At 68.5% G+C, this 24,444-nt stretch carries 21 protein-coding genes; 15 read left to right on the top strand and 6 right to left on the bottom strand.

Annotated elements, in window-relative coordinates; translation table 11 throughout:
- The first annotated feature begins 14 nt into the window (after positions 1–14).
- The 11 genes from cpaB to WS70_RS10555 all read left to right on the top strand — a co-directional run bounded on the left by cpaB (position 15) and on the right by WS70_RS10555 (position 12,426).
- Positions 15–926, top strand: a complete 912-nt coding sequence (gene cpaB / locus WS70_RS10605) for a Flp pilus assembly protein CpaB (RefSeq protein WP_059469542.1) — start codon at positions 15–17, stop codon at positions 924–926.
- 63 nt (positions 927–989) lie between these two features.
- Positions 990–2,315 (top strand): type II and III secretion system protein family protein, encoded by a 1,326-nt coding sequence (locus WS70_RS10600; RefSeq protein ID WP_059469541.1) that lies wholly within the window; start codon positions 990–992, stop codon positions 2,313–2,315.
- 60 nt (positions 2,316–2,375) lie between these two features.
- Positions 2,376–3,614, top strand: a complete 1,239-nt coding sequence (locus WS70_RS10595; RefSeq protein ID WP_059597777.1) for a fimbrial protein — start codon at positions 2,376–2,378, stop codon at positions 3,612–3,614.
- 3 nt (positions 3,615–3,617) lie between these two features.
- Entirely contained in the window at positions 3,618–4,958 is a 1,341-nt protein-coding gene (locus WS70_RS10590) for a CpaF family protein (protein WP_059469539.1), read from the top strand.
- Positions 4,951–5,967: a type II secretion system F family protein gene (locus tag WS70_RS10585; RefSeq protein ID WP_059597776.1), complete on the top strand. Its 1,017-nt coding sequence runs from the start codon at positions 4,951–4,953 to the stop codon at positions 5,965–5,967. The genes WS70_RS10590 and WS70_RS10585 overlap by 8 nt, the downstream gene beginning before the upstream one ends.
- Before the next feature lie 5 nt (positions 5,968–5,972).
- Positions 5,973–6,992 (top strand): type II secretion system F family protein, encoded by a 1,020-nt coding sequence (locus tag WS70_RS10580; RefSeq protein WP_059597847.1) that lies wholly within the window; start codon positions 5,973–5,975, stop codon positions 6,990–6,992.
- Between the two features lie 27 nt (positions 6,993–7,019).
- On the top strand, positions 7,020–8,018 hold the full coding sequence (locus WS70_RS10575) for a tetratricopeptide repeat protein (protein ID WP_059597775.1): 999 nt from the start codon (positions 7,020–7,022) through the stop codon (positions 8,016–8,018).
- A 21-nt stretch (positions 8,019–8,039) separates the two neighbouring features.
- Entirely contained in the window at positions 8,040–8,411 is a 372-nt protein-coding gene (locus WS70_RS10570) for a DUF3613 domain-containing protein (protein ID WP_059597774.1), read from the top strand.
- A 7-nt stretch (positions 8,412–8,418) separates the two neighbouring features.
- Positions 8,419–10,227, top strand: a complete 1,809-nt coding sequence (locus WS70_RS10565) for a TadG family pilus assembly protein (protein ID WP_059597773.1) — start codon at positions 8,419–8,421, stop codon at positions 10,225–10,227.
- Positions 10,228–10,243: 16 nt separating this feature from the next.
- Positions 10,244–11,635 (top strand): sigma 54-interacting transcriptional regulator, encoded by a 1,392-nt coding sequence (locus WS70_RS10560; protein ID WP_059469534.1) that lies wholly within the window; start codon positions 10,244–10,246, stop codon positions 11,633–11,635.
- 86 nt (positions 11,636–11,721) lie between these two features.
- Positions 11,722–12,426 (top strand): DUF2968 domain-containing protein, encoded by a 705-nt coding sequence (locus WS70_RS10555; RefSeq protein WP_059597772.1) that lies wholly within the window; start codon positions 11,722–11,724, stop codon positions 12,424–12,426.
- A 140-nt stretch (positions 12,427–12,566) separates the two neighbouring features.
- Here the strand turns inward: WS70_RS10555 and hfq are convergent, their stop codons facing one another.
- Positions 12,567–13,184, bottom strand: coding sequence for an RNA chaperone Hfq (gene hfq, locus WS70_RS10550; RefSeq protein ID WP_059469532.1), 618 nt, complete (start codon positions 13,182–13,184; stop codon positions 12,567–12,569).
- A gap of 305 nt (positions 13,185–13,489) precedes the next feature.
- Here hfq and WS70_RS10545 point away from each other — a divergent pair, with 305 nt between their 5' ends.
- The gene (locus tag WS70_RS10545; RefSeq protein WP_059469580.1) at positions 13,490–13,762 is read left to right on the top strand and encodes a hypothetical protein; all 273 of its coding nucleotides are present in this window, start codon (positions 13,490–13,492) and stop codon (positions 13,760–13,762) included.
- A gap of 137 nt (positions 13,763–13,899) precedes the next feature.
- Here the strand turns inward: WS70_RS10545 and WS70_RS10540 are convergent, their stop codons facing one another.
- The 4 genes from WS70_RS10540 to WS70_RS10525 all read right to left on the bottom strand — a co-directional run bounded on the left by WS70_RS10540 (position 13,900) and on the right by WS70_RS10525 (position 19,271).
- Entirely contained in the window at positions 13,900–14,877 is a 978-nt protein-coding gene (locus WS70_RS10540; protein ID WP_059597771.1) for a DUF1571 domain-containing protein, read from the bottom strand.
- Between the two features lie 54 nt (positions 14,878–14,931).
- Complete coding sequence (locus WS70_RS10535; RefSeq protein ID WP_059597770.1) at positions 14,932–16,704, bottom strand: AMP-binding protein; 1,773 nt, start codon at positions 16,702–16,704, stop codon at positions 14,932–14,934.
- Between the two features lie 158 nt (positions 16,705–16,862).
- Positions 16,863–17,828 carry a TetR/AcrR family transcriptional regulator gene (locus tag WS70_RS10530; RefSeq protein WP_059597769.1) on the bottom strand — a complete coding sequence of 322 codons (966 nt, stop codon included), beginning with the start codon at positions 17,826–17,828 and terminating at the stop codon, positions 16,863–16,865.
- A 216-nt stretch (positions 17,829–18,044) separates the two neighbouring features.
- Positions 18,045–19,271: an MFS transporter gene (locus WS70_RS10525; protein ID WP_059597768.1), complete on the bottom strand. Its 1,227-nt coding sequence runs from the start codon at positions 19,269–19,271 to the stop codon at positions 18,045–18,047.
- 328 nt (positions 19,272–19,599) lie between these two features.
- On the opposite strand from WS70_RS10525, the gene WS70_RS10520 reads away from it, so the two are divergent.
- The 3 genes from WS70_RS10520 (at position 19,600) to WS70_RS10510 (ending at position 22,675) form a co-directional block, all read left to right on the top strand.
- On the top strand, positions 19,600–20,154 hold the full coding sequence (locus tag WS70_RS10520; protein ID WP_059597767.1) for a GNAT family N-acetyltransferase: 555 nt from the start codon (positions 19,600–19,602) through the stop codon (positions 20,152–20,154).
- Positions 20,155–20,289: 135 nt separating this feature from the next.
- A complete protein-coding gene (locus WS70_RS10515; RefSeq protein WP_059469526.1) occupies positions 20,290–20,916 on the top strand; it encodes a ParB-like protein in 627 nt (208 codons plus the stop codon).
- 46 nt (positions 20,917–20,962) lie between these two features.
- Complete coding sequence (locus WS70_RS10510; protein ID WP_059469525.1) at positions 20,963–22,675, top strand: SulP family inorganic anion transporter; 1,713 nt, start codon at positions 20,963–20,965, stop codon at positions 22,673–22,675.
- Between the two features lie 188 nt (positions 22,676–22,863).
- Here the strand turns inward: WS70_RS10510 and WS70_RS10505 are convergent, their stop codons facing one another.
- Complete coding sequence (locus WS70_RS10505; RefSeq protein ID WP_059597766.1) at positions 22,864–24,438, bottom strand: zinc-binding metallopeptidase family protein; 1,575 nt, start codon at positions 24,436–24,438, stop codon at positions 22,864–22,866.
- Between the last annotated feature and the right edge of the window lie 6 nt (positions 24,439–24,444).

The following is a 24,444-nucleotide window of genomic DNA, read 5'->3' as shown; positions in this document are numbered from 1 at the left end:
CACTGATAACAACCATGGCCAATCATCTGACCAAGATCATCGCGGGGTTGCTGATCGGGATCGCGATCCTGCTCGGCATTTACGCGTGGCTGCTCGGGCGCAAGCCGGCGCCCGCCGCGCCGAGCGCCGCGACCGCCGTCGCGACGGCGGTGGTGCCCGTCGTCGTCGCGACGCGTGCGCTGCCGGCGGGGCAGCCGATTCCCGCCGACGCGCTCAAGGTGCAGCAGATGCCTGCGCCGATCGCCGGCGCGTTTCCGAATCCGACGCTCGTCACGGGCCGCATCCCGGCGAGCGACATTGTCGCGCAGGCGCCCGTGCTCGAAAGCGAGCTGATGTCGGGGCTCGCCGACCAGATCGCGCCGGGCGAGCGCGCGGTCGCGGTCAAGGTCGACGACACGAACGCGGTCGGCAACCGGCTGCGTCCCGGCAACTTCGTCGACGTGTTCGTGAATATGAAGCGCGAAGGCAGCTTCGGTACGACTGGCTCGGAAATCTCGCAATCGCAGGCGCGGCTGCTGTTGTCGCGGGTGCGTGTGCTGTCGTTCGGCGACGCGACGGCCGATCGTGACGGCACGCCGGGCCCGACGGGCGCGGGCGCGCGCACCGCGGTGCTCGCGGTGCCGACCGCGCAGGTCGACGCGCTGACGCTCGCCGAAGCGAGCGGACGGCTCGTGCTCGCGCTGCGCAGCCCACGCGACGAAGACGTCGCTGCGCAGACGGTCGCCGTGCGCGCGTTAGGCGGCGCGGGGCCGTCGAACCAGGCGGCGGCGGGGCTCGTGTTGAGCGAGCTGTCGGGCAGCGGCGGCGCGCATGCGCCGGCGCCGCGTGCGGCCGCACCGCGGGGCGCGCAGGTGGCGGCCGCGCCGCGCGCAGGAGGCAGCATCGAAGTGATCCGGGGCGGGCGAGCCGAAACGGTCGCCTATTGATCGACAAATTGATTCGAACAGTGACGGCAGGGAGAGAGCCGGCTCGCGCCGGTTTCCGACACGATGAAAAATAGACTGATTGCATTGGCGATGGCGTTCGGCGTGTTGCTGTCGTTCGCCGCGCGGGCGGCGGAGATGGGGGCGATCGAGCTCGCGACGGGCGCGCAGCGGCAGATTTCCGTCGGCCGCAACGTGCAGCGGGTCGCGGTCGGCGATCCGAGCGTCGCCGACGTGCTCGTCGCGAAGGGCGGGCGAGGAAGCGTGCTGCTCGTCGCGAAGGCGGCCGGCTCGACGAGCCTGATGGTGTGGGAGCGAGGCCGCGACGAGCCGGCCGTCTACACGGTCAACGTCGTGAGCGGCGCCGCGCGTGCGCTGCTCGACGGCGGCTCGCCGAGCGTGAAGGCGTACGGCGGCACGGCGGTCATGTCCGGCTCGGCCGCGACGCTCGACGCGCATGCGCGCGCGCTCGCGCTCGGCAAGGGGATGGCGGGCAAGGACGGCGGCGTCGTCGACGCGTCGACGGTCGGCGGCAAGAACGTCGTGCAGGTCGACGTGCGCGTCGTCGAATTCAGCCGCTCGGTGCTCAAGCAGGCGGGCCTCAACTTCTTCAAGCAGAACAACGGCTTCACGTTCGGCTCGTTCGCGCCGAGCGGCCTTGCGTCGGTGACGGGCGGCGGGACGCCGTCGATGTCGGTGTCCGCGAACATTCCGATCGCGTCCGCGTTCAATCTCGTCGTCGGCTCGGCGACGCGCGGCCTTTTCGCCGACCTGTCGATCCTCGAGGCGAACAACCTCGCGCGCGTGCTCGCGCAGCCGACGCTCGTCGCGCTGTCCGGGCAAAGCGCGAGCTTTCTCGCGGGCGGCGAGATTCCGGTGCCGGTGCCGCAGTCGCTCGGCACGATCTCGATCGATTGGAAGCCGTACGGCGTCGGCCTCACGCTGACGCCGACCGTGCTGAGCCCGCGCCGGATCGCGCTCAAGGTCGCGCCGGAATCGAGTCAGCTCGACTTCGTCCATTCGATCACGATCAACGGCGTGACGGTGCCCGCGCTCACGACGCGCCGCGCGGACACGACGGTCGAGCTCGGCGACGGCGAGAGCTTCGTGATCGGCGGCCTGATCGATCGCGAGACGACGTCGAACGTCGACAAGGTGCCGTTCCTCGGCGATCTGCCGGTCATCGGCACGTTCTTCAAGCACCTCAGTTATCAGCAGAACGACAAGGAACTCGTGATCATCGCGACGCCGCATCTCGTCGCGCCGATCGCGAAGAACGCGTCGCTGCCCGCGACGCCCGGCGAGCTGTCCGAGCAGCGCGACGGGCCCGTATGGCGGTCGTATCTCGGCGGCGCGCTGTCGCCGGACGCAGGACCGGGGTTCTCGAAATGAGCGCGTGCCGCATCGACAGCGCGAGCGCCGCGACACGGCGCGCAACCGGAACGCTTCAACATGAACGCGAGAGCACAATCTTTGGCTGAGCCTGCCGTCACCGACTACTTCGTCTGCGCGTCGCCGCTTGGCGAACACGTGGACTGGCTCGCGCAGACGCTCGTCTCGGCGGGCGCCGTCGAGGCTGCGCCGCTCGAACCGACGGCGCTCGCGCAGCGGATCGCCGGGCTCAATCCGGTGCTCGTCTTCGTCGACTTCTCGGGCGGCCATGCGCAGGCGGCGAGCGCCGCCGCGGCCGCGGTGCGCCTGTCGCATCCTGGACTGCCGATCGTCGCGCTCGGGTCGATCGCGGAGCCGGAGAGCGCGCTCGCTGCGCTGCGCGCGGGCGTGCACGACTTCGTCGACTTCTCCGCACCCGCCGAGGACGCGCTGCGGATCACGCGCGGGCTCCTCGATCACGTCGGCGAACAGCCGAGCCGCCACGGCAAGCTGATCGCGCTTCTCGGCGCGCGCGCCGGGATGGGGGCAAGCACGCTCGCCGCGAACCTGTCGGTGCTGCTGCAGAAGCGCTCGGCCGCGCAGGGACGGCAGACGGCGCTCGTCGATCTCGGGCTGCCGGCAGGCGACGGCGCGCTGTACCTGAACACGCGCTGTGAATTCGACTTCGTCGAGGCGGTGCGCAACCTGCGCCGCTTCGACCGGACCTTCGTCAACACTGCGCTCGCGCGCCATTCGAGCGGCGTCGCGCTGACGTCGCTGCCGCCGAATCTCGCCGGGCTGCGCGACGTGTCGTACGCGTCTTGCGTCGGACTGCTGAACCGTCTGCGCGCGTTCTTCGACTATCAGATCATCGACCTGGGCGGCTTCTCGAACCGCGACTTCGTCGCGCAGACCGCGTGCGCGGTCGACGAATCGTGGCTCCTGTGCGACCAGGGCGTCGCATCCGTCGTGTCGGCGGTCGAGCTGCTCGATTCGCTGCGCGACGCGGGCGTCGACACGGGCAACGTGCGTCTCGTCGTCAACCAGTACGATCCGGCGCTCGGCCTGTCGCCCGCGCAGATCGCCGAGCGCCTCGGCCTCTCGCTCGCCGTGACCTTGCCGTCGCGGCGCGTGCCGATCGGGCATGCGGCCAATCAGGGCAAGCTGATCGTCGACGTTGCCGAGCGCGACCCGTACGTGCGCGCGCTCGAGCCGCTCGTCGAACGCGTGACGGGTGGCACGGGGGCCGCCGCGTCGCGCACGGCGAGCGGTCTTTCCGCGCTCAAGCGCTTCATTCAACCCACCTCCAAGCGGTCGTAAGAGATGGCACACGACATTCAATTTGCCGACGGGGCGACGCCGTTCTCGCAAACGCAGCAGTTTCACGACATCAAGAACGCTGCGCACGAGCATCTGCTGACGCGCATCGAGGAGCTGGGCGCGGAGTTCGGACGCTGGTCGCGGCAGGCGATCAACCAGTTCGTCGATCTCGAGATCGACAGCTTCGTGCGGCTGCGCCGCATTCCGCTCAACGAAAACGAAGTGCGGGCGATCGCGGAGGCGCTGACGAAGGAGCTCGCGGGCTTCGGGCCGATCGAGGACCTGCTTGCCGATCCGCACGTCGAAGACATCCTGATCAACGGCTACAGCGACGTGTACGTGTCGAAGCACGGGATCCTGACGAAGCTGCCGGTGCGCTTCACCGACAACGCACATCTGCTGCGGATCGTGCGGCGCATCCTCGCGCCGATCGGCCGCCGTCTCGATGAATCGAACCCGATGGTCGACGCGCGGCTGCCGGACGGCGGGCGCGTGAACGTCGTGATCGAGCCGCTGTCGATCGACGGCCCGGTCGTGTCGATCCGCAAGTTCCGCAAGGATCCGCTCAAGCCCGCCGATCTGCTCGCGAACGGCACGTTCGACGACGAGATCGCCACGCTGCTCGAGGCCGCGGTCGCCGCGCGCTGCAACATCCTCGTGTCGGGCGGCACGAGCTCCGGCAAGACGTCGCTTCTGAACGCGCTCGCGTTCCACATTCCCGAAGCCGAGCGCGTCGTCACGATCGAGGATACGGCCGAGCTGTCGCTCAACCATCCGCACGTCGTGCGGCTCGAGAGCCGGCCGGGCGGCTTCGACGGCACGGGCGTCGTGTCGATCCGCGACCTTCTGCGCAACACGCTGCGGATGCGGCCGGACCGGATCATCGTCGGCGAAGTGCGCGGCGGCGAAGTGCTCGAGATGATGCAGGCGATGAATACCGGCCACGACGGCTCGATGGGCACGATCCATGCGAGCTCGCCGCGCGAATGCCTGTACCGCCTCGAAATGCTCGCCGGCTTCGCAGGCTTCCAGGGCACCGAATCGAGCCTGCGCCGGCAGATCTCCAACGCAGTCGACTTCATCGTGCAGATCGGGCGGCTGTCGAACGGGCGGCGGCGGATCCTGTCGGTCACCGAAGTGACGGGACTGTCGGACAACATCATCGCGACGCAGGAGCTCTATCGCTACGAGCCGCGCGTGAACGCGGACGGCGACGAGATCGACGCGTGGGAATCGCTCGGCATCCATCCGCATTCGCCGAAGCTCGCGCGCTTCAGGCAGATGCTCGCGGGCGGCGGCCGCGGCGGCGAGCCGTTCGGCCGCGGCGGGGGCTTCAATGTCTAGCGCGGCGCTCTTCGCGCTCGCCCTCGCGCTCTTGTGCGCGGCGGCGGCGCTCGCGCTGTGGCGGCGCGGCGAGGCGACCAAGGAGCGCGCGCATGCGGCGCGCTACATCGACAGCCGGCTCGAGCCCGGCGCGCGCCCGGGCGCGCAGCCGAAGGCGCCGCTCGCGGGCGAGTCGACGCGTGCGGCCGCGTCTGCGTCCGCCGCGGGCGCGGCGGGCGGCGCGCCGGGCGCGAAGCCTGCCGACGGTTTCGGTTTCGCGCGATGGCGCGAGCGCGCGGCCGACGCGTGGCTCAACGTATCGAACCGCGCGGGCGTGCCCGAGATTCGCACGCCGCTGATCCTGCTCGTCGCGGCGACGCTCGTCGCGACGCTGTGGACGGGGCTGCGCGGCGGCTTGCTCGCCGCCGTCGCGACGCTCGTCGCGGGGGCGACGCTCGTCCTGTTCTGGCTCGTGTCGCGGATGCAGAAGCGGCGCCTGCAGATCGTCCGGCAACTGCCGTCGTTCCTCGACGGCATCGTGCGGCTCGTCACGCTCGGCAACAGCGTGCCCGCCGCGTTCCAGGCGACGCTGCAGACGACCGAGGCGCCGCTGCGAGGCTGCCTCGATCACGTGTCGCGGATGCTGCGATCGGGCGTCGAGATCGATCGCGCGATGGTCTATATCGCGGCGCTCTATCGGATCAAGGAATTCGAGCTCGTCGGCTCGGTGCTGCGGCTGTCGGTCAAGTACGGCGGCCGTGCGGACGTGATGCTCGACCGGATGGCCGTCTTCATGCGCGACCTCGAGCAGGCGGAGCGCGAGCTCGTCGCGATGTCGGCGGAGACGCGGCTGTCAGCTTGGGTGCTCGGCGCGCTGCCCGTCGGAATCGGCAGCTTCGTGATCGCGACGAATCCGAAGTACTTCAGCGCGATGTGGCTCGACCCGACGGGGCGCCAGCTCGTGTATCTCGCGTTCATCCTGCAAGTCGGCGGCGGCTACTGGCTGTACCGGCTCGCCAGATTGAGGTGACGACGATGGATTCCAGCCGTCTCGGCGCGATTGCGCTCGCACTCGGTGCACTCGGCGTGCTGATGCTCGCCGTGCTCGCGATCATGCGGATCGTGCTCACGCAGCGCACCGGCCGCGCGCTCGCCGACGCGCTCGACCAGCGCGCGGCCGCGCTGGAAGCGGCCGCCGCGCGGACGACGGCAGGCGCCGCGGCCGCGACCGGCGTGCCGCGTCCGCCCGCCGCGGATGCGGCGCCCGCCGAGCGCCAGCCGCGTTTCGCGACGCTGCTCGACCGCGCGGGCAAGTTCGGGATGCGATTGCTCGACACGCGGCTCGGCAAGCAGATCGTCGCCGACGAGGACCGGATGCTGCTCGAGCAGTGCGGGTACGTCGACGCGCACACGCGCGGCATTTTCCTGAGCGCGCGGATCGCGAGCGGGATCGCGCTGCCGGCCGCCGTCGCGATCGTCGGCGGCGAGACGGCCGGCACGCATCTGAGCGCGTGGGTCGCGCTGTCCGTCATCATCGGCTTCATGCTGCCGAAGATCTACGTGCGTCGCCGCGCGGCGGCGCGCCGCCAGTCCGTCGTCGACGAGATGCCGCTCCTCGTCGACATGCTGCGGCTCTTGCAGGGCGTCGGGCTGTCGCTCGACCAGAGCATCCAGGTCGTCACGAACGACTTCAAGGGGATGCTGCCCGTGCTGTCGTCGGAACTCGGGATCGCGCAGCGGCAGTTCGTCGCGGGCCGCACCCGCGAGCAGTCGCTGCAGCGCCTCGCGACGAGCTTCGACAACGAGGATCTGCGCGCGATCGTGCGCTTGCTGATCCAGGTCGACAAGCACGGCGGCGCGGTGCAGGAGCCGCTCAAGCAGTTCGGCGACCGGCTGCGCGAAGTGCGCCGCGCGATGCTGCGCGAGCGGATCGGCCGCCTCACTGTGAAGATGACGGGCGTGATGATCGTCACGCTGCTGCCCGCGCTCTTCATCGTGACGGCGGGACCGGGGATGCTCGCTGTCACGCATGCGCTCACAGCCGCGCGTCGTTAGCCGGCGCGCAACGAAGGAAGGAACGACATGAGACGAAGCAGCTTTTCTCCGATGACGACGACGACGGCGGCGCTCGCGATGCTTGCGCTGTCGCTTGCCGCGTGCGGGTCGTTCAAGGAGTCGGGATACGGGATCGGCGCGCAGGCCGAGCGCGCGGCGCTGATGCAGGCCGCGGCCGACAAGAACGCGCCGCCCGACACGCCCGGCATGTATCTCGGGCTGATCGGCCGGATGCAGTCGCAAGGGCTCTATTACGCGTCGCTCGCGCACATCGACGCGTACGAGAAGCAGTACGGCGCGTCGCCGGATACGGTCCTGCTGCGTGCGGATGCGCTGCGCGCGACCGATCAGCCGGCTGCGAGCACGGTCGCGTACAGGCAGTTGCTGAACACGCCGCTTGCCGCGCGCGGCTATCGCGGGCTCGGCCTCTTGGCCGGCGCGTCGGGCGATTTCGACGCCGCGTCGCAGGCGCTCGCGCAGGCGGCGACGCTCGCGCCGACCGATTCGCTGACGCTGTCCGATCTCGCCTATGCGCGGATGCGCGGCGGCGACGTCACGGGCGCGCGCGTGCCGCTGATGAAGGCGGCCGAGCTCGACCAGAACAATCCGAAGATCCTGAGCAACGTCGCGCTCTTCCTGCTAGCGACGGGGCAGACGCGCGACGCGCTCGGCTTGATGAATCAGCTGAAGCTCGCGCCCGCGGTGCGCACGGAAATCCGCAACGACGCGACGAAGATCGCGGCCGCGTCGCGCGCGCGGCAGCGGGCGCTCGCGCGTCCGGGCGCGCCGAACGCGACCGGCTCGGCGAGCACGACGGGCGGCGCCAATATGGCGGGCATCGGCGCCGGGGCGTTGGGCGTGATAGGCGCCACAGGCGCCACAGGCGCGATGGGCGCGATGGGCGCGATGGGCGCGGCCGGCGCCAAGGGCGCAACGGCCGTCGCGGGGGCGCCCGCGCCCGTGGCGTCGGCATCCTCGTCGGGCTTCGAGCCGACGGTGCCGCTCTTGCAGCGATTCTCGCAATGACAGACGTGACACGGAGCCGACATGACGACGCATGACCACATCAAGACCGCCGCGGCCCGCCCCGGACGCAGCCGCGCGCTTTGCGCGACGCTCGCGCTGGCGGGTGCGCTCGCGGGCGCGGCGGGCGCCGCCCGCGCGCAATCGCCGCAAGGCGCGACGCCTGCCGCATCGGAAATCGGCCACGTGACGCACACGTGGCTCGAATGGCAGGCGAGCAACCGCGACGCGGGGCCGTCGCAGCCGATGATCGGGGAGGCGGCGTCGATCGCGTACGAGCGCTATCTCGATTCGTTCAAGACCAAGATTCCGGCGTTTTACGGATCGGCGGCGAGCATGAGCGGCGGTGGCGGCGGGACGGGCTCCCCTCTCACGCCGGCGTCGCCTTCTCAGTGAGGTTCGCATGCCGTTAGCTCGCCGTTGCGTCGATGGCCGGCCGTCCGCTCGCGGACGCCGGACGATCGCGCGCGAACGCGGCTCGTTTGCCGTCGTCGCGGCGGTCTGGATGCTCGCCGCGATCGCGGCGCTCGGCGCGGTCGACATCGGCAGCGTGTTCTTCGCGCGCCGCGACTTGCAGCGGGTCGCCGACATGGCAGCGCTCGCCGCCGCGCAGAAGATGGACGACCAGTGCACTCAGCCTGCCGCCGCCGCGAACGCGAACGCGCGCTCGAACGGCTTCGACCCGACGAAGAGCGGCAACACGCTCGCGCTTTCGTGCGGGCGCTGGGACACGCAGAGCAACGCGGGGCCGAGCTATTTCAATACGACGTCGACGCCGCTGAACGCGGTGCAGGTGACGGCGACGCAGAGCGTGCCGTACTTCTTCCTCGGCTCGTCGCGCACGGTCAGCGCGACGTCGACCGCGAAGGCGACCAACATCGATCAGTTCACGGTCGGCACGACGCTCGCGAGCCTGCAGGGCGGCCTCGTGAACAACGTGCTGAACGCGCTGCTCGGCGCGAATCTGAGCTTGAACGTGCTGTCGTATCAGGCGCTCGCGTCGACGCAGATCAAGCTCGGCGACCTGATGGCGGCCGCGAACGTGCTGACGGTCAATGAACTGCTGTCGACACAGGTGACGGCGGGGCAGTTCGCGCAGCTGACGCTGACCGCGCTGTCGCGCACCCGGGTCGTGAACGCGAACCTGCAGGCGAGCGTCGCCGCGCTGCAGGCGATCGTCGGCGCGAATCTGGGCGGCGGGAAGTTCAGCATCGGCAGCCGGTCGGGCGGGCCCGGAGTGTTCGCGCTCGGCTTGTCCGACACGCAGGCGGCCGCCGACGCGAAGATCAACGTGTTCGACGCACTGATGGTCGCGGCCGAGGTGGCGGCGGCGGGTAAGCCGGCCGTCGACGTCGCGACGGGGTTGCAGCTCGCGGGCCAGGGCGCGACGCTGAAGCTGCAGATCATCGAGCCGCCGTCGATCGCGATCGGCGAGGCGGGAACGGACCCGAAGGCGGGGGCGTGGCGCACGCAGGCGAACAATGCGCAGATCCGGTTGTATGTGAAAGTGAGTCTCGGCACCACGGGGCTGTCGCCCACCGGCGTGCTGTTGCCGCTCGCGCTGCTCGTGAGCCTCGTGCAGAACCTGATACAGGTCGATCTGAGCCTGCCGATCGCGCTGCAGGTCGCGACAGGCTCCGCGTGGCTGCAATCGACGAGTTGCGCTGCAACCGCCGCAGCGAGCCGCGCGACGATCGTCGTGCAGCCGGGCCTCGCGAACCTGTGCGTGGGCGACCCGCCGACGGATCTTTCCGCGCAGCAGACGTTCGCCTGCGACGCGCCTGCGACGATTGCATCGATCGGCCTGGTGAACGCACCGCTCCTGCAGGTCAAGTCGGCCGTCGCGCTGCCGGCGGTCGTGCCGAAGGCCAGCGCCGCGACGCTGACGTTCAACGGCGTGACGGGTGACGCCGACGACTACCAGACGGCGAATTCGAACGCGGTGGGCTCGGTGCTCGCGAACGCGCTGTCGGGCGCCGCGCAATCGCTGACGGGGCAGAATGGCCTGACGCTCTATGTGCTCGGTGTGCCGGTGCCGGTCGGCAGCACGCTCAATCCGGTGGTGACGGTTCTCCTGAACCAGCTCGGCCCCGTGCTGAGCTCGCTCGATCAGGTCGTCGTGCCGCTCCTGAACCTGCTCGGCGTGCAAGTTGGCGCGGCGACAGTCCACAACGAGGCGCTGACCTGCGGCACCGCGCAAACGGTTTATTGAAGAAGTCACGATAACGATGAGAAACACGAACGCAATCGAGGGACTCGACCTGTACGTCTGGGAGGGCAAGGCCGACATCGTCGACCGGGTCGCACGCTGCATGTCGAGCTTCGAAGTCGAGGTGATCCGCGCCGACAACGAGGTGCTGTCGCCGGAGCGGACCGCGATGCGGCCGTCGCTCGCGATCATCAGCGTCACGATGATCGAAAGCGGGGCGGCGTTCCTTCGTAGCTGGCAGTCGGACATCGGCATGCCGGTCGTCTGGGTCGGCGCCGCGCGCGATCACGATCCGTCGCTGTACCCGCCCGAGTATTCGCATGTCCTGCCGCTCGACTTCACGTGCGCGGAACTGCGCGGGATGATCTCGAAGCTCGCGGTGCAACTGCGCGCGCACGCGGCAAAAACGCTCGAGCCGAGCGCGCTCGTCGCGCATTCCGAGTGCATGCAGGCGCTTTTGCAGGAAGTCGACACGTTCGCCGACTGCGACACGAACGTGCTGCTGCACGGCGAGACGGGCGTCGGCAAGGAGCGGATCGCGCAGCTGCTGCACGAGAAACACTCGCGCTACTGCATGGGCGAGTTCGTGCCCGTCAACTGCGGCGCGATTCCGGACGGCCTGTTCGAATCGCTGTTCTTCGGGCACGCGAAGGGCTCGTTTACGGGCGCGGTCGGCACGCACAAGGGGTATTTCGAGCAGGCCGCGGGCGGCACGCTCTTTCTCGACGAAGTTGGCGACCTGCCGCTCTATCAGCAGGTCAAGCTGCTGCGCGTGCTCGAGGACGGCGCGGTGCTGCGTGTCGGCGCGACGGCGTCCGTCAAGGTCGATTTCCGGCTCGTCGCGGCGAGCAACAAGAAACTGCCGCAGCTCGTGAAGGACGGCCTCTTCCGCGCGGACCTGTACTACCGGCTCGCAGTGATCGAGCTCAGCATCCCGTCGCTCGAGGAGCGCGGTCCCATCGACAAGATCGCGCTCTTCAAGTCGTTCGTCGCATCGGTCGTCGGCGACGATCGCCTCGCGGCGCTGCCGGAGCTGCCTTACTGGCTCGCCGAAGCGGTCGCCGATTCGTACTTCCCCGGCAACGTGCGCGAGCTGCGCAATCTGGCCGAACGGGTCGGCGTGACGGTCAGGCAGACGGGCGGCTGGGACGCGGCGCGGCTGCAGCGGCTCGTCGCGCATGCGCGCAGCGCCGCGCAGCCGGTGCCGGCCGAGAGCGCGCCCGACGTGTTCGTCGATCGCAGCAAGTGGGACATGACCGAGCGCAGCCGCGTGATTTCCGCGCTTGACGCAAACGGTTGGCGTCGGCAGGATACCGCACAGCATCTCGGGATCAGCCGCAAGGTGCTGTGGGAAAAGATGCGCAAATACCAGATTTTCGACGAGGAGCCTGAAGCACGGGAAAGCGAGTGAAGCGCGGCTGCGAGGCAGCCGGCAGACATGCATTCGAAAAACTACAACATCGAAGCAGGAAAAACACAATGAGCCACATACGGGGAATGGGGCGCGTCTTCGTCGCGATCGCGGCGGCGGGCGGCCTCTGCGGCGCGCATGCGCAGGCATTGGATGGCGACGGCGGCGCGTCGCCGGTGTTGACGGCGTCCGCCGTGCCGGCGGCATCGGCCGTTTCGGCGCCGGCCGTCGTCAACCTGTCGGCGCCGAGCGCGCCGACGGCCGCGAGCGTCGACGCGAACGGGCAGAGCACGATCGACGAGTTGCAACGGCAGATCCAGGCGCGCGAGCTGACCGAAATGCGCACGACGTACAACGGCAGCTACGGCGCGAGCCTGCTGTTCAACGTCGAGGAAGGTACATACTTCATCGCGCTGTTCCAGCAGAAGGCGTTCTGGCGCGTGATCAAGACGGCGAACGATGCGCGTGCGGAAGCGGTCTACCGCGATTTCGCGAAACAGTCCGAGAATCTCGCGGTGAGCGAGCTCCAGGCCGCGAAGCTCGAGTCGCAGAAGGCGCAGACGGACCGGCAGATCGCCGCCGCGCAGGAGCGGGCGAACCGGCTGCAGGCGGATCTGAACATTGCACGCGAGCAACGGGTGGCCGTCGCGAGCCGGCAGAAGGACAAGCTCGACGAGGCGGTCGCGCTGCAGGCGCAGAAGAACGAGCTGCAGGATCAGCTGCGCAAGCTGCAGAAGCAGGTGCGCTCGCTACAGAGGCAGGCTGACGCTGGATTGCCGAGAGTACGGTAATCACAAATGGGGCGGGGCGGAACCGGACGGCCCGGCTTCGGGCGAGCGCCGGCTTTCGCCGCGATGTGCGCTCCCGACGCTCAATGAGAAAAAGGGCAAGCCGTTCACCGGCTTGCCCTTTTTCGTATGGACGGAGGCGCTTATTGGCCGTCAGTCGGGCCGAGCGAGCGGCGGCGGCGCGTGACGATCACGGGGCCGTTGCGCTCTTGCGCGCCGGACGGCGTCGACACGCCGTCTTGCGGCTCGCGCGGCGCGCCGTATGATTCACGGGGCTCGCGCGGTTCACGCGGCTCGCGCGCGCCGTAGCCGTCGCCGCGGGATTCGCGGGAACCATAGCCGCCGCCGTCGCGGGATTCGCGAGCACCATAGCCGCCGTCGCCGCGGGATTCGCGGGAACCATAGCCGCCGCCGTCGCCGCGCGGCTCGCGGGAGCCGCCGCCGTGCGAACCATACGGACCGTGGCCGCCGCCTTCGCGCCCGCCGGAGCGGCCGCCGCCGCCGTGCGGCCCGCCCGGACGCGGCCCGCGCGGGCCGCCCGGACGGGAGCCGCCCGTGTCGAGCTGGATCGTCGAGATGGCGCGTTTATAGATGCCTTGCAGGCCGACGGGCGTGCGCAGCATCACCAGGTACTGGTCGAACGACTCAATGCACCCCGTCAGGCGAATACCGTTGACGAGATAGATTTCGACGCGCTTGCGTTCCTTGCGCGCGGCATTGATGAAGTCGTTTTGCGGATGGGATTCTGCAGGATTGGCCATTAAAAAGCGGCAGATGCCGGCGTCAATTAAGAGTTATGCGTTTCGCCGCATGCGAACTTACACAGCGTTGGGCGGGATTTTACCCTGTTCGAACCCGATGCGCGCGCGAGCGTTTGTGTCCAACCGTTACCCACTATAGACGGTCCCGTGCATTTGCGCGATCCGTCCAATCGGATAAAGCGCGTTTGGCCGCACTTTCGTTACGTCGGGTTACAGCTCTCGCATGGCCGTTGCACCTGGCGCCGTGCAGGTCCGCTAGAGTGCGTTCACGAAGTCGGCCAGGCCGGCGAAACGAGGTGACGAACATGAAAAAGATTCTGACGATCACGATGCTGGGCATCGCGGCGCTCGCCGCATCGGGCGCCGCGACGGCGGGCGGCGTCGATCTGTCGATCGGGCTCGGCGTGCCGGTCGCGCCCGTCTATGTGGCGCCGCAGCCCGTCTACGTCGCGCCCCAACCAGCGGTCGTCGGGTATCCCGCGTACGGCGGATACGAATGGCGCGGCGACGACGATGAAGACCGCTGGGAGCGTCAGCGGCACGAGCGCCGGTGGCGCCGCCATCACGACGACGACTGATCGCGTCGATCGCGTGACGGTTGGCCGCCTCGGCTAGCCGAGGCGCCGCCGCAACAAAACGCCGTGCGAGCCGGAGAGCCGCGCGGCGTTTCGTTGCGGCGAATGCTCGCCGCCGTTCGTGACGAAACGATGACGGGTCAGAACTTGTAATCGGGATTCTTCGGATCGAACGCCGTTTCGTCGAACGACTTCGGCGCGACCTTCTCGAACACGATCCGCTCGAACACGCGGCCGTCGTTGTCGAACGATTCGACGGTGCGGAAGTACGGCTGCCGCAGATCGAGCCCGAGCGTCTCCTTCTTCGCATAGAACTGCGGCCGGCCGCCGGGCGTCTCGTAGGTGAACGCGACGACGCGCACGCCCTTGATCGTCTTCGCCTCGACGCGCGTCGGCTTCAGCGTGCCGGCTTCACGGTATTTCTTCGCTTCGCTCAGATAGAGGTTCGCGACGAACTCGGTGCCGAGATCGCGTACCTGATGGTTCGACTGTGCGCGGGCGAGCGCGCCGTCGAGCGACGTCCACATCGGCACCTTGCCGAGCAGGCCGCCCAGGTGGCCGTACATCTCGTCGGTGCGCTTCGTCGAGTCGTAGATCACTTCCTGGCCCGAATGCGCGCCGTCCGGCAGCCACTTCGCGTAGACGCGCAGCGGCCCGTGCGTCACCTTGACGAACATGTGGTCGGGCGTATCCGACCATTTGCCGCTGATGCGCTCCTGGCGCAGCATCGTGAATTCATACGACGGATAGCCGATCGGCCCCGCCGCGACGTAATCGGGCACCGTCTGCGGATCGAGCGACTTGAAGAGCGCGGCGAGCGTCGCATCGTCGAGCTTCTCGAGCGCGCCCTGGCGAGCGGCCGTGCGCAGCCAGCGAACCTGCTGGTCGACGGACAGCTTCGAGACCTTCGCGAGCTCGGGCGGAAGCGCCGCATCCGCCGCGCCGGATTCGACGGCGGCGGGCGTTTCGGCGTTGGCCTGCGCCTGCGCGTTTGCGGCGCTGTTGGCGAGCCCGAGCGCGAGCGCCCCCACGGCCGAGACGATGGCGAGACAGCGCCGCGCGAACCGTGTTCGCGAAGACGAAGACCGGTATCGATATTGCTGTGATGCGTATGTCATGCATTCCTCCCAGGAAGCGGTCCAGAAATCTTGTAGTGGTGTTTTCGTTTTTCGTCAGTGCCTTGCCGACGGACTCGCCGGCGCGTTCGCGAGCTTCGCGAGTTCCTCGTCGCGCAGCGCGCGGCGCAGGATCTTGCCGACGTTGGTCTGGGGCAGCGCGTCGCGGAACTCGACCGCCTTCGGCATCTTGTAGCCCGTCAGGTTCTTGCGGCAGTGCGCGAGCACCGCTTCGACCGTCAGCGACGGATCGCGCGGCACGACGAACACCTTGATGCGCTCACCGTGAACGGGATCGGGAATGCCGATCGCCGCCGCCTCGCGGATGCCCGGATGCGACACGAGCACGTCTTCGATCTCGTTCGGATACACGTTGAAGCCCGACACGAGAATCATGTCCTTCTTGCGGTCGATCAGGCGGATGAAACCTTTTTCGTCCATGACGCCGATGTCGCCCGTCGCGAGCCAGCCGTCGGCGTCGATCACCTTCGCGGTCTCGTCCGCGCGCTGCCAGTAGCCGCGCATCACCTGCGGGCCGTGCACGCACAGCTCGCCCGGCTCGCCGACGTTCGCCCACTCGCCGTCCTCCTTGCGAAACCGCACGAGCGTCGACGGCGCGGGCAGCCCGATCGAGCCGCTGAACGATCGCTTCTCGTTCGCGTCGTACGGATTCATCGTGACGATCGGCGAGCACTCGGTGAGCCCGTAGCCTTCGACGATCGGGCAGCCGGTCACCTGCTCGAAGCGCTCGGCGACCGCGCGCTGCATCGCCATGCCGCCCGCCATCGCGAGCTTGAGCTTGGAGAAGTCGCGCTTGCGGAATTCCTCGTTGTCGAGGAACGCGTTGTAGAGCGTGTTGATGCCGGTGATGCCCGTGAAGGTCTCGCGGCGCAGGATCTTCATCATCATCTTCGTGTCGCGCGGGTTCGCGATCAGGATGTTGCGTCCGCCGAGGCCGAGGAAGATGAACGCGTTCACCGTCAGCGAATAGATGTGATAGAGCGGCAGCGGCGTGAGCACCGTCTCGACGTCGCCCGTCAGCTGATCCTCGATCCACGCCTTCGCCTGCAGCAGGTTCGCGATCAGATTGCCATGCGTGAGCATCGCGCCTTTGGCGACGCCCGTCGTGCCGCCCGTGTACTGCAGGAACGCGAGGTCGTCGTGCTCGAGCGCGACGGGTGTCGGCGCGCGGCGCGCGCCCGCCGCGAGCGCCGCGCGCAGGCGCACGGCCTGCGGCAGCCGGTACGGAGGCACGAGCTTCTTCACGTGCTTGAGCACGAAGTTGATCAGATGGCCTTTCGGATTGAGGCCGTCGGCGAGCAGATCGCCGAGCGCGGTCACGACGACGTGCTTGATCTGCGTTTCGGGCAGTGCTTCCTGCAGCGTCTTCGCGAAGTTCTCGAACACGACGATCGTCTGCGCGCTGCTGTCCTTCAACTGATGCGCGAGCTCGCGCACCGTGTAGAGCGGATTCACGTTGACGACGATCGCGCCCGCCTTCAGCGCGCCGAACAGCGTGACCGGATACTGGAACGTGTTCGGCAGCATGATCGCGACGCGGTCGCCGGGCTTCACGCCAAGGCTCTGCAGATACGATGCGAACGCGGCCGCCTTGCGCGCGAGCGTCGCGTAGGTCATGCGCGCGCCCGCGCTGATGAATGCGACGCGGTCCGCGTAGCGCGTCGTGCAATCATCGAAGTACTGGGCAAGCGATCGGTATTGCGTGACGTCGATGTCGTGCGGCACGCCGGCGGGATATGACGCGTACCAGATGCCATCGGTGTTCGGCGCTTGGGTGTGGGCGTGGGCGGGCGCAACGGGGGCGGTCATCGCTTGTCTCCTGATTCGTTGTGATGGGTCGGCGCGCGGGCGTCTGCGGCGCGGCGCGTGGCTGGGGGGGCGGCGGAAGCGGCGCATCGGATTGCGACGGGCCTGGCGCCGCCGCGATCGGCCGCGCGCCGCGCGGCCGTGACTCGCTGCGCGCGACCTCAGGTTGCGTGGGTTTCGTGCGCGGCCGCGACGACCGGCTCGGCCGCGACCGCTTCGGTGCGCGGTGTCGTCGGCATCGGCGCAACGGACGCCGGGGCGACGGACGTCGGCGGCGCGATGTCCGCCGCGGGCGCCGAAACGGAGACCGGTGCGATCGCGGGCGCGACAGCGGGCGCCGACGGCGCGGAAACGACAGGCGCGGAAACGACAGGCGGCGCGATTGCCGCGAGCGGCCCGGCCGGCTGCGTCGCGTCGGCTGCGGCCGCTGCGCCGTCGAGCACCGACGCGAAGATCGTGAGCTGCGTCGCGTCGGGCATCGGCGCCCTCAGTGCGGCGACGATCAGCGACGACAGCCGCGCGATCATCTGAACGTCGTTCATCGTGCGGCCTTGCGTGAATTCGTCGATGAGGCTTTCGGTTTCCGCGCCCGCGAGCGCGCCCGACAGTGCGCCGATCGCGTAGTGCAGCCGCCAGCCGAGTTCCGCGCGCGGCAGGTTCGGCAGCGCGCGCTGGAACGCGTCGAAGAAGCGGCCGGCGACGGTCGCATAGTGCGCGGTCAGGAAATTGCGCACGAACGCCGACGGATCGGTGTACGCGCGGCCGATGAGTCTGAGGAATGCGCGGCCGCCGCGTTGCGGATCGCGCGACGCCTGCAGCGCCGGAATGAACATCGCGCCCAGCACGTGCTCGCACGTGACGTGCGCGCCGAGTTGCGCATCAAACCGATCGAGGATGCGCAGGCGCTCCTCGTTCAGTTGATCGAGGCGCCGCGACAACATCGCGTGGATGAGCGCTTCCTTGCTGCCGAAGTGATAGTTGACGGCGGCAAGATTCACCGCTGCGCGCGATGTGATTTGCCGCATCGACATCGCTTCGAAGCCATGCTCGATGAAAAGATCTTCGGCCGCATCTAGGATGCGCGCCTTCGTCCCGCCGGATTGCCGGCTGGCCTGTCGAACTGCCATGTTCCGCCTCCCTTGCCGGTTTCCCGGTACGCGAACAAGCGATTCAAATGTGTAATTGAAACAGCCGTTTTCATTAAGATAAAAAGCGGCACGGGGCGGCGGCAAGCGTTCTTTGTGGACAAACTCCTCTAGAGCGTGTGGTGCGATGCAGCATGAGCGACGTGCTGCGCACTGTACGACGCGTGCTTGTGCGATGGTGCGCCGCCGCGTGCATGGTTATCCCGTCGTCGGGCTCATCGCGGCCGCCTGCGTCATGTCGATCCCGCGTCGCTCGCGGCTGAACACAATTAAAACGCAGATGACAACGGCGACGATGCCCGCGACTGTCGCGAGCGCCATGCTGTAATCGTTGCCGTGATTGACCGCGAGCTGCGCCTGCATCGTCGCGTTGCCCGATGCGAGCAGATTGCCGAGCTGGTAGACGAAGCCCGGGAACGTCGCGCGAATCTCGTCCGGCGAGATCTCGTTCAGATGCACGGGGATCACGCCCCATGCGCCTTGCACCGAGATCTGCATCAGGAACGCGCCCGCGGCGAGCGCGAGCGCGCCGGTCGAGAACGCCCACAGCGGCAGCACGGGCAGCGCGATGATCGCGGCGATGAAGATCGCGCGGCGGCGACCGATCCGCTCGGACAGCCAGCCGAACGTGAGGCCGCCGACGATCGCGCCGATGTTCAGCACGATCGCGATCCACGACACCGTGTGCGGATCGAAATGATGCTGTTCGCGCAGGAAGGTCGGATAGAGATCCTGCGTGCCGTGCGAGAAGAAGTTGAACGCGGTCATCAGGATGACGGCGTAGATCGACAGCTTCCAGTTCTGCTTGAGCGTTGCGACGAGGCTCGGGCGTGCGCGCTTTTCCATCTGCTTCCATGCGGGCGACTCGGGCACTTTCGCGCGCACGTACAGCACGAGAAGCGCAGGCAGCACGCCGATCATGAACATCCCGCGCCAGCCGATGTACTGGTAGAAGAGGCCGAAGACGACCGATGCGAGCAGATAGCCGCTCGGGTAGCCCGCCTGAAGCAGGCCCGACACGGCGCCGCGCGCGCGCGTCGGAATCGTCTCCATCGTCAGTGCGGAACCGACGCCCCATTCGCCGCCCATCGCGATGCCGAACAGCGTGCGCAGCACGAGGAGCGCGGCCAGGCTCGGCGCGAAGCCGGACGCGAGCTCGAGCAGCGAGTAGCACGCGATGTTGATCATCAGCGTCGGCCGGCGGCCGAAGTGGTCGGCGAGGCGGCCGAAGATCAGCGCGCCGATCGGGCGCGCGGCAAGCGTCAGCGTGATGGCGAACGCGACAGCGGGAATTTTCGTGTTGAACTCAGCGGCGATGTCCTTCAGCACGAAAACCATCAGGAAGAAATCGAATGCGTCGAGCGTCCAGCCGAGATAGGCGGCGATCGTGACGTTGCGTTGTTCCCGCGTCCAGCTTATGGTCATGGCGGCGGTCTCCTCGAGAGGGAAGCGCCTTGGTCGCTTGCGCCGTCCGGGCTGGCGCTGTGCGCAGACGGTAACGCGAGTGTACGCCGCTCATTGCGCGCGTGAAGGCTCCGAGCGATCCGATCCGGATTTATCCCTATGAAATACATTGTTGCGCGGCGAGCAATCGATACGTTTGCCTCGACGCATCGCATCGCATTGCGTTGCGTTGCGCGATGTCGCGCGAGGTTGCGTTGCGTCGTGCGAGTCGCTGGGATTCGCACCGGTTTTCGCGATGCGGCGAGCGATGCTAATGTGGCGCCGTCTTCTTTTTTTCACGTGCTTACAGATGGATTCGGATTCGCAAGCTCGTCCGGCGCTGCCGATTCTCGAGACCGACCGCTTGTGGCTGCGCCCGCGAGCGCTCGCCGATCTCGACGCATGCATCGCGATGGATCGCGATCCGGACGTGACGCGTCACATCGACGGTCCGTGGGACGATCCCGTCGAGCACCGTCGTTTCGTCGAGCACCGGATCACGCGCGGGTATCCGCCCGGGCTCGGCTACTGGTCGATTTTCGAGAAGGTGCGCCCGAACCGGTTCGTCGGGTGGACGCTGCTGATTCCCGATTACGTCGACGGCGGCCGTGACGTCGAAATCGGCTGGCGCCTCGTGCGCACCGCGTGGGGGCGCGGGATCGCGAGCGAAGCCGCGCAGTGCGTCGTCCGGCACGCGTTCGAGACGGTCAGGCTGCCGCGCATCGTCGCCGACATCGCCGCGGCGAACGACGCGTCGCTGAACGTCGCGCGCAAGCTCGGGATGCGGCGCGTCGGCGTCGTGCAAGACGGCATCCCGTACATTCGCCACCGGATCGAGCGCGCGGATCTGACGGCTCGCCGCTGATGCGCCGGCGCGTGTGCGCCGCGCATCGTGCGGCGGTGCGGCAGCGCGCTTTGCGCAAGTTTCGGGGACAATGCGCTATTAACGCGGACGCCGATCCCATGTATCGTTGCCGAAATCGATTTCGGGAGCCCCATCATGACGATCGGCCAGGACGTGCATCTCATTCCCGCCAGGCTCGACGCGCTGCGGCCGACGCAGATCACGGTCGGCTATCGCGAAGTGAAGGCGAAGCGCAAGCATTGGAAGTCGCTCGGCAAGAAGGCGCGCAAGGCGGCGATCGAATCGCACTGGTTTCCGGCCGTGCTCGGGCCGGGCGGCGAATACTACATCACCGATCATCATCATCTCGGGCTCGCGCTCATCGAAGAGGGCGTGAGCGAAGTGAAGGCGATGCTGTTGAAGGACTTGTCGTGGCTCGACGAGACGATTTTCTGGCGGATGATGGAGCACAACCAGTGGGTGCATCCGTTCGGCGCGAACGGCGCGCGCCACGACTACGCCCGCCTGCCGAAAACGCTCGTCGGCCTGAAAGACGATCCTTACCGCAGCCTGGCGGGCGAGCTGCGCACGGCGGGCGGCTACGCGAAGGACGCGACGCCGTTCAGCGAATTCCTGTGGGCCGATTTCCTGCGCCCGAAAATCGCGCTGACGGACATCCGCAGGGATTTCGCGAAGGCGCTCGAGGCGGCGCTCGCTCATGCGCATGCGCAGGAGGCGCGCTATCTGCCGGGCTGGTCCGGCGTGATCGCGACGCCGCGCTGAGCGCCGCGTTTTCGGCCGAACCACGGGTCACGAACACGGAACGCGCATGGACCTTCATTCGAACCGTCTCGACGCGCCGCCGCAGCACGCCGCGCATTTCGCCGCGCTCGACGAGCCGCCCACGCCGCGCGGGCGGCGCACGGCGCTCGATGCGCTCGCCGGGCTGGCGATCGCGGGCCTGCTGATTCCCGAGGCGGTTGCGTACGCGGGGCTCGCGAACCTGCCGCCGCAGGCGGGGCTCATCGCGCTCCTGGCCGGGCTCGTCGTCTATGCGATCGCGGGCAGCAGCCGTTTCGCGATCGTGTCGGCGACGTCGTCGTCGGCCGTCGTGCTCGCGGCGACCGTGATCTCCGAAGCGGGGCCGAACGTCGCCGCGCAGCTCCTGCTCGCGGCCGCACTCGTCGCGACGACGGGCATCCTGTTCATCCTCGCGGGTGCCGCGCGCCTCGGCGGCATGTCGGACTTCATCGCGCGCCCGGTGCTGCGCGGCTTCACGTTCGGCCTCGCACTCACGATCGTCATCAAGCAGTTGCCGAAGATTCTCGGCGTGTCGATCCATCACAGCGATACGCTGCGCGTCGCGCTCGACCTGCTGCTTGGGATTCCGCATTGCAATGTCCACAGCGCGGCGCTCGGCGCGACGGCGCTCGCGATCCTGTTTGCGCTCGGACGGCGCTCGCGCGTGCCGGCGACGTTCGTCGTCATCGTGCTCGGCATCGCGGCCGGCTATTGGATCGATTGGCATCGCTTCGGGATCGCGGTCGTCGGCACGATCGACCTGCAGAACCTCGCGGTCGGGATGCCGACGCTCGGCCGCTCCGAATGGATGCAGGCGGCCGAGTTCGGCTTCGCGCTGATGTTGATTCTGTATGCGGAGTCGTACGGGTCGATTCGCAACTTCGCGCTGAAGCACGGCGACACGATATCGCCGAACCGCGATCTCGTCGCGCTCGGCTGCGCGAATCTCGTGTCGGGGCTGCTGCACGGGATGCCCGTCGGCGCCGGCTATTCGGCGACGTCGGCAAACGAGGCCGCGGGCGCGCAGTCGCGCATGGCGGGCCTCTTCGCGGCAGCCGTGATCGCAATGATCGTCTGGCTGCTGCTGCCGCAGCTCGCGCGCATCCCGGAGCCCGTGCTCGCCGCGATCGTGATCTTCGCGGTCAGCCATTCGCTGCATCCCGAGGTGTTCCGGCCATACTGGGCGTGGCATCGAGACCGGATCGTCGTGATCGCCGCGCTGACGGCCGTGATCGTGCTCGGCGTGCTGCACGGCCTGCTCGTCGCGATCGGCGTGAGTCTGCTGCTGACGCTGCGGCAACTGTCCGAGCCGAACGTGAGCGTGCTCGGGCGGCTGCGCGAGAGCCACGATTTCGTCGACGTGTCGATGCACGAGGACGCAAAGCCGATTCCGGGCGTGCTGATCGTGCGGCCGGAGGCGCAACTGTTCTTCGCGAACGCGGAGCGCGTGCTGAACATGGTGCGGCATCTCGCGCGCGACGCGCAGCCGTCCGTGCACACGGTCATGCTGAGTCTCGAAGAGTCGCCCGACATCGACGGCACGACGATCGAAGCGCTGAAGACGTTCGCCGCCGAATGCGACGCACGCGGCTGGCGTCTCGTGTTCGTGCGCCTGAAGCCGAACGTGCTGCGCGTGCTGCAGCGCGCGGCCGACGGGGCGCTGCGGGCGGGCGCGCTGTCAGAGCTGAGTGTCGACGAGAGTCTGCAATTGCTGGCGGCGGGCGAGTCGGCGGGCGCGTGACGCGCCGGCATCGGTCGCCGCTGCGCGCTCGTGCCTGGACGCGCGCGGCGGGTGCCCATCGCGACGACGGCTGCTCCGGTTCGTTCCGCTTGCGCGTCCCCCGTGCCCGACCGGTCCGCATGGTCTGCTCGATCCGCTTGGTCCGTTCGCTCGCACGCCGTTACGCAACGCGTGTCGGTCCGCGCGCGTCACGGCGTCACGGCGCGCATCCCCGGCTGCACCGCACGCAACTCGGAGAAGGGCACGCGCGACAGATCGAGCAGCGTCTGCGTCGTCGCTGCGATTTCGCGACGCAGACGCGCGTAGTCGATCTTGTTCGCGGTCGTCACGCCGTAGTTGAGGAGATACGTCGGGCTCGTGATGAAGTTGATCGTCGGCACGCGCCCGCGCCCCCAGAAATACTGCCCTTCGCCCGGCCAGACCGCATCGTCGGCGCTACCGTCGCCGTTCGGGTTTAGCGGCGGCATCACGAACGCGGGCGCCGCGTTCGCGCGGTGCACCAGTGCGTCGGCCGCGTCGACGAGCGCCGGGACGGGCGGCATGAACAGCGCCGTCGGCTCCGCCTTGCCGGTCGGCACGAGCACGCCGCGCGCGTTCGGCAGCCATTCCTGCGCGCCCAGATGCTCGATCGTGACGACGCATGCGATCCGCGCGACGAGGCCGTCGTGCGCATGGCGCGCGAGAAAATCCTCGACGCCGACGCCGCCCGCGAAATGCCCGCTCGACAACATGATCATGATCGTGCGCGGCAGCGCGGCGCGCGGCACGCGGCTCAGGTACTGCGCGATCGCGACGATCGCGTTCGGGCCGTTGTCTTCGATGCCGTTCGTGCCGTCCGTATGGCTGTTGACGACGGTCAGCTCGTCGGTCGCGCCGGGGATGATGCCGATCAGGTTGCGGGTCCGCACGCGATCGATGCCCGCGTCGAGCGATAGCCTGAGCGTCGCGCCGCGGTTCGCGAGCGCCGCGAGCGTCGCGCCCGTCGCGCGATCGACGAAGAGGCCGGGTACGCGACGCAACTGGCCGTCGTACGGCGCGTAGAGATCGGTCGCTTCGGCGACGGACGTGTCGGCGATCATTACGACGCCGGCCGCGCCCGCGGCCTGCAGCTTGTCGAGCATCGCGGTGAGCGGGCCGAGCATGAAGCTTGTGCGGACGTAGGGCGCCGACGGCGGAAACGCATTGTCCGGATCGAAGACGCGCAGCGCGCGCTCGTGGAAGAACGCACCCGACAGCGGCGCGTCGGGCAATTCGACGACGGCGATCTTGCCTGCGATGTCCGCTTCGGGCGCCTGTCCCGGCGCGAGATACCGGATCGGCGCGACGACGCCTTCGCGGCCGGCATCGCCGGAATACGGAATGTAGCCGGCGACGTCGATGCGGTCGGGCGGCGCGCCGTCGACGACGTCGAGCCGCCAATGGCGGGCGGTCCAACGTGTCATCGTCACCGATTCGGTATAGAGCTGCGGCACGCCGGCGCGCGCGAGACGGCCGCGCAGCGCGTCGATATAGCGTTCGTGCGCGGGCGAGCCGGTCGACCGAAGTCCGCGGCGGTCGAGATCGATCTGCCAGCGCACGAGCTGTGCCGGCGGCAGGAACTGCGACGCGTCCACTTCGACGGCCGCTCGATCCGGCAACGCGGCTGTCGGCCAGATGTCTGGCTTAGGATCGGCGTGCGCCGCTTCGGCCATCGACAGCGCGAGCAACAGTGCGCATCCCGAAACGCCGAGCAGGCAGCGCGTCCGTGATATGGGCTGAGTCATTCGAAT

The sequence above is a fragment of the Burkholderia mayonis genome (genome assembly GCF_001523745.2).
In the GTDB taxonomy this organism is placed as follows: Bacteria; Pseudomonadota; Gammaproteobacteria; order Burkholderiales; family Burkholderiaceae; genus Burkholderia; species Burkholderia mayonis.
The sequence above is the reverse complement of the archived record's forward strand: the minus strand, read 5'-3'. Positions and strand labels throughout refer to the sequence as shown.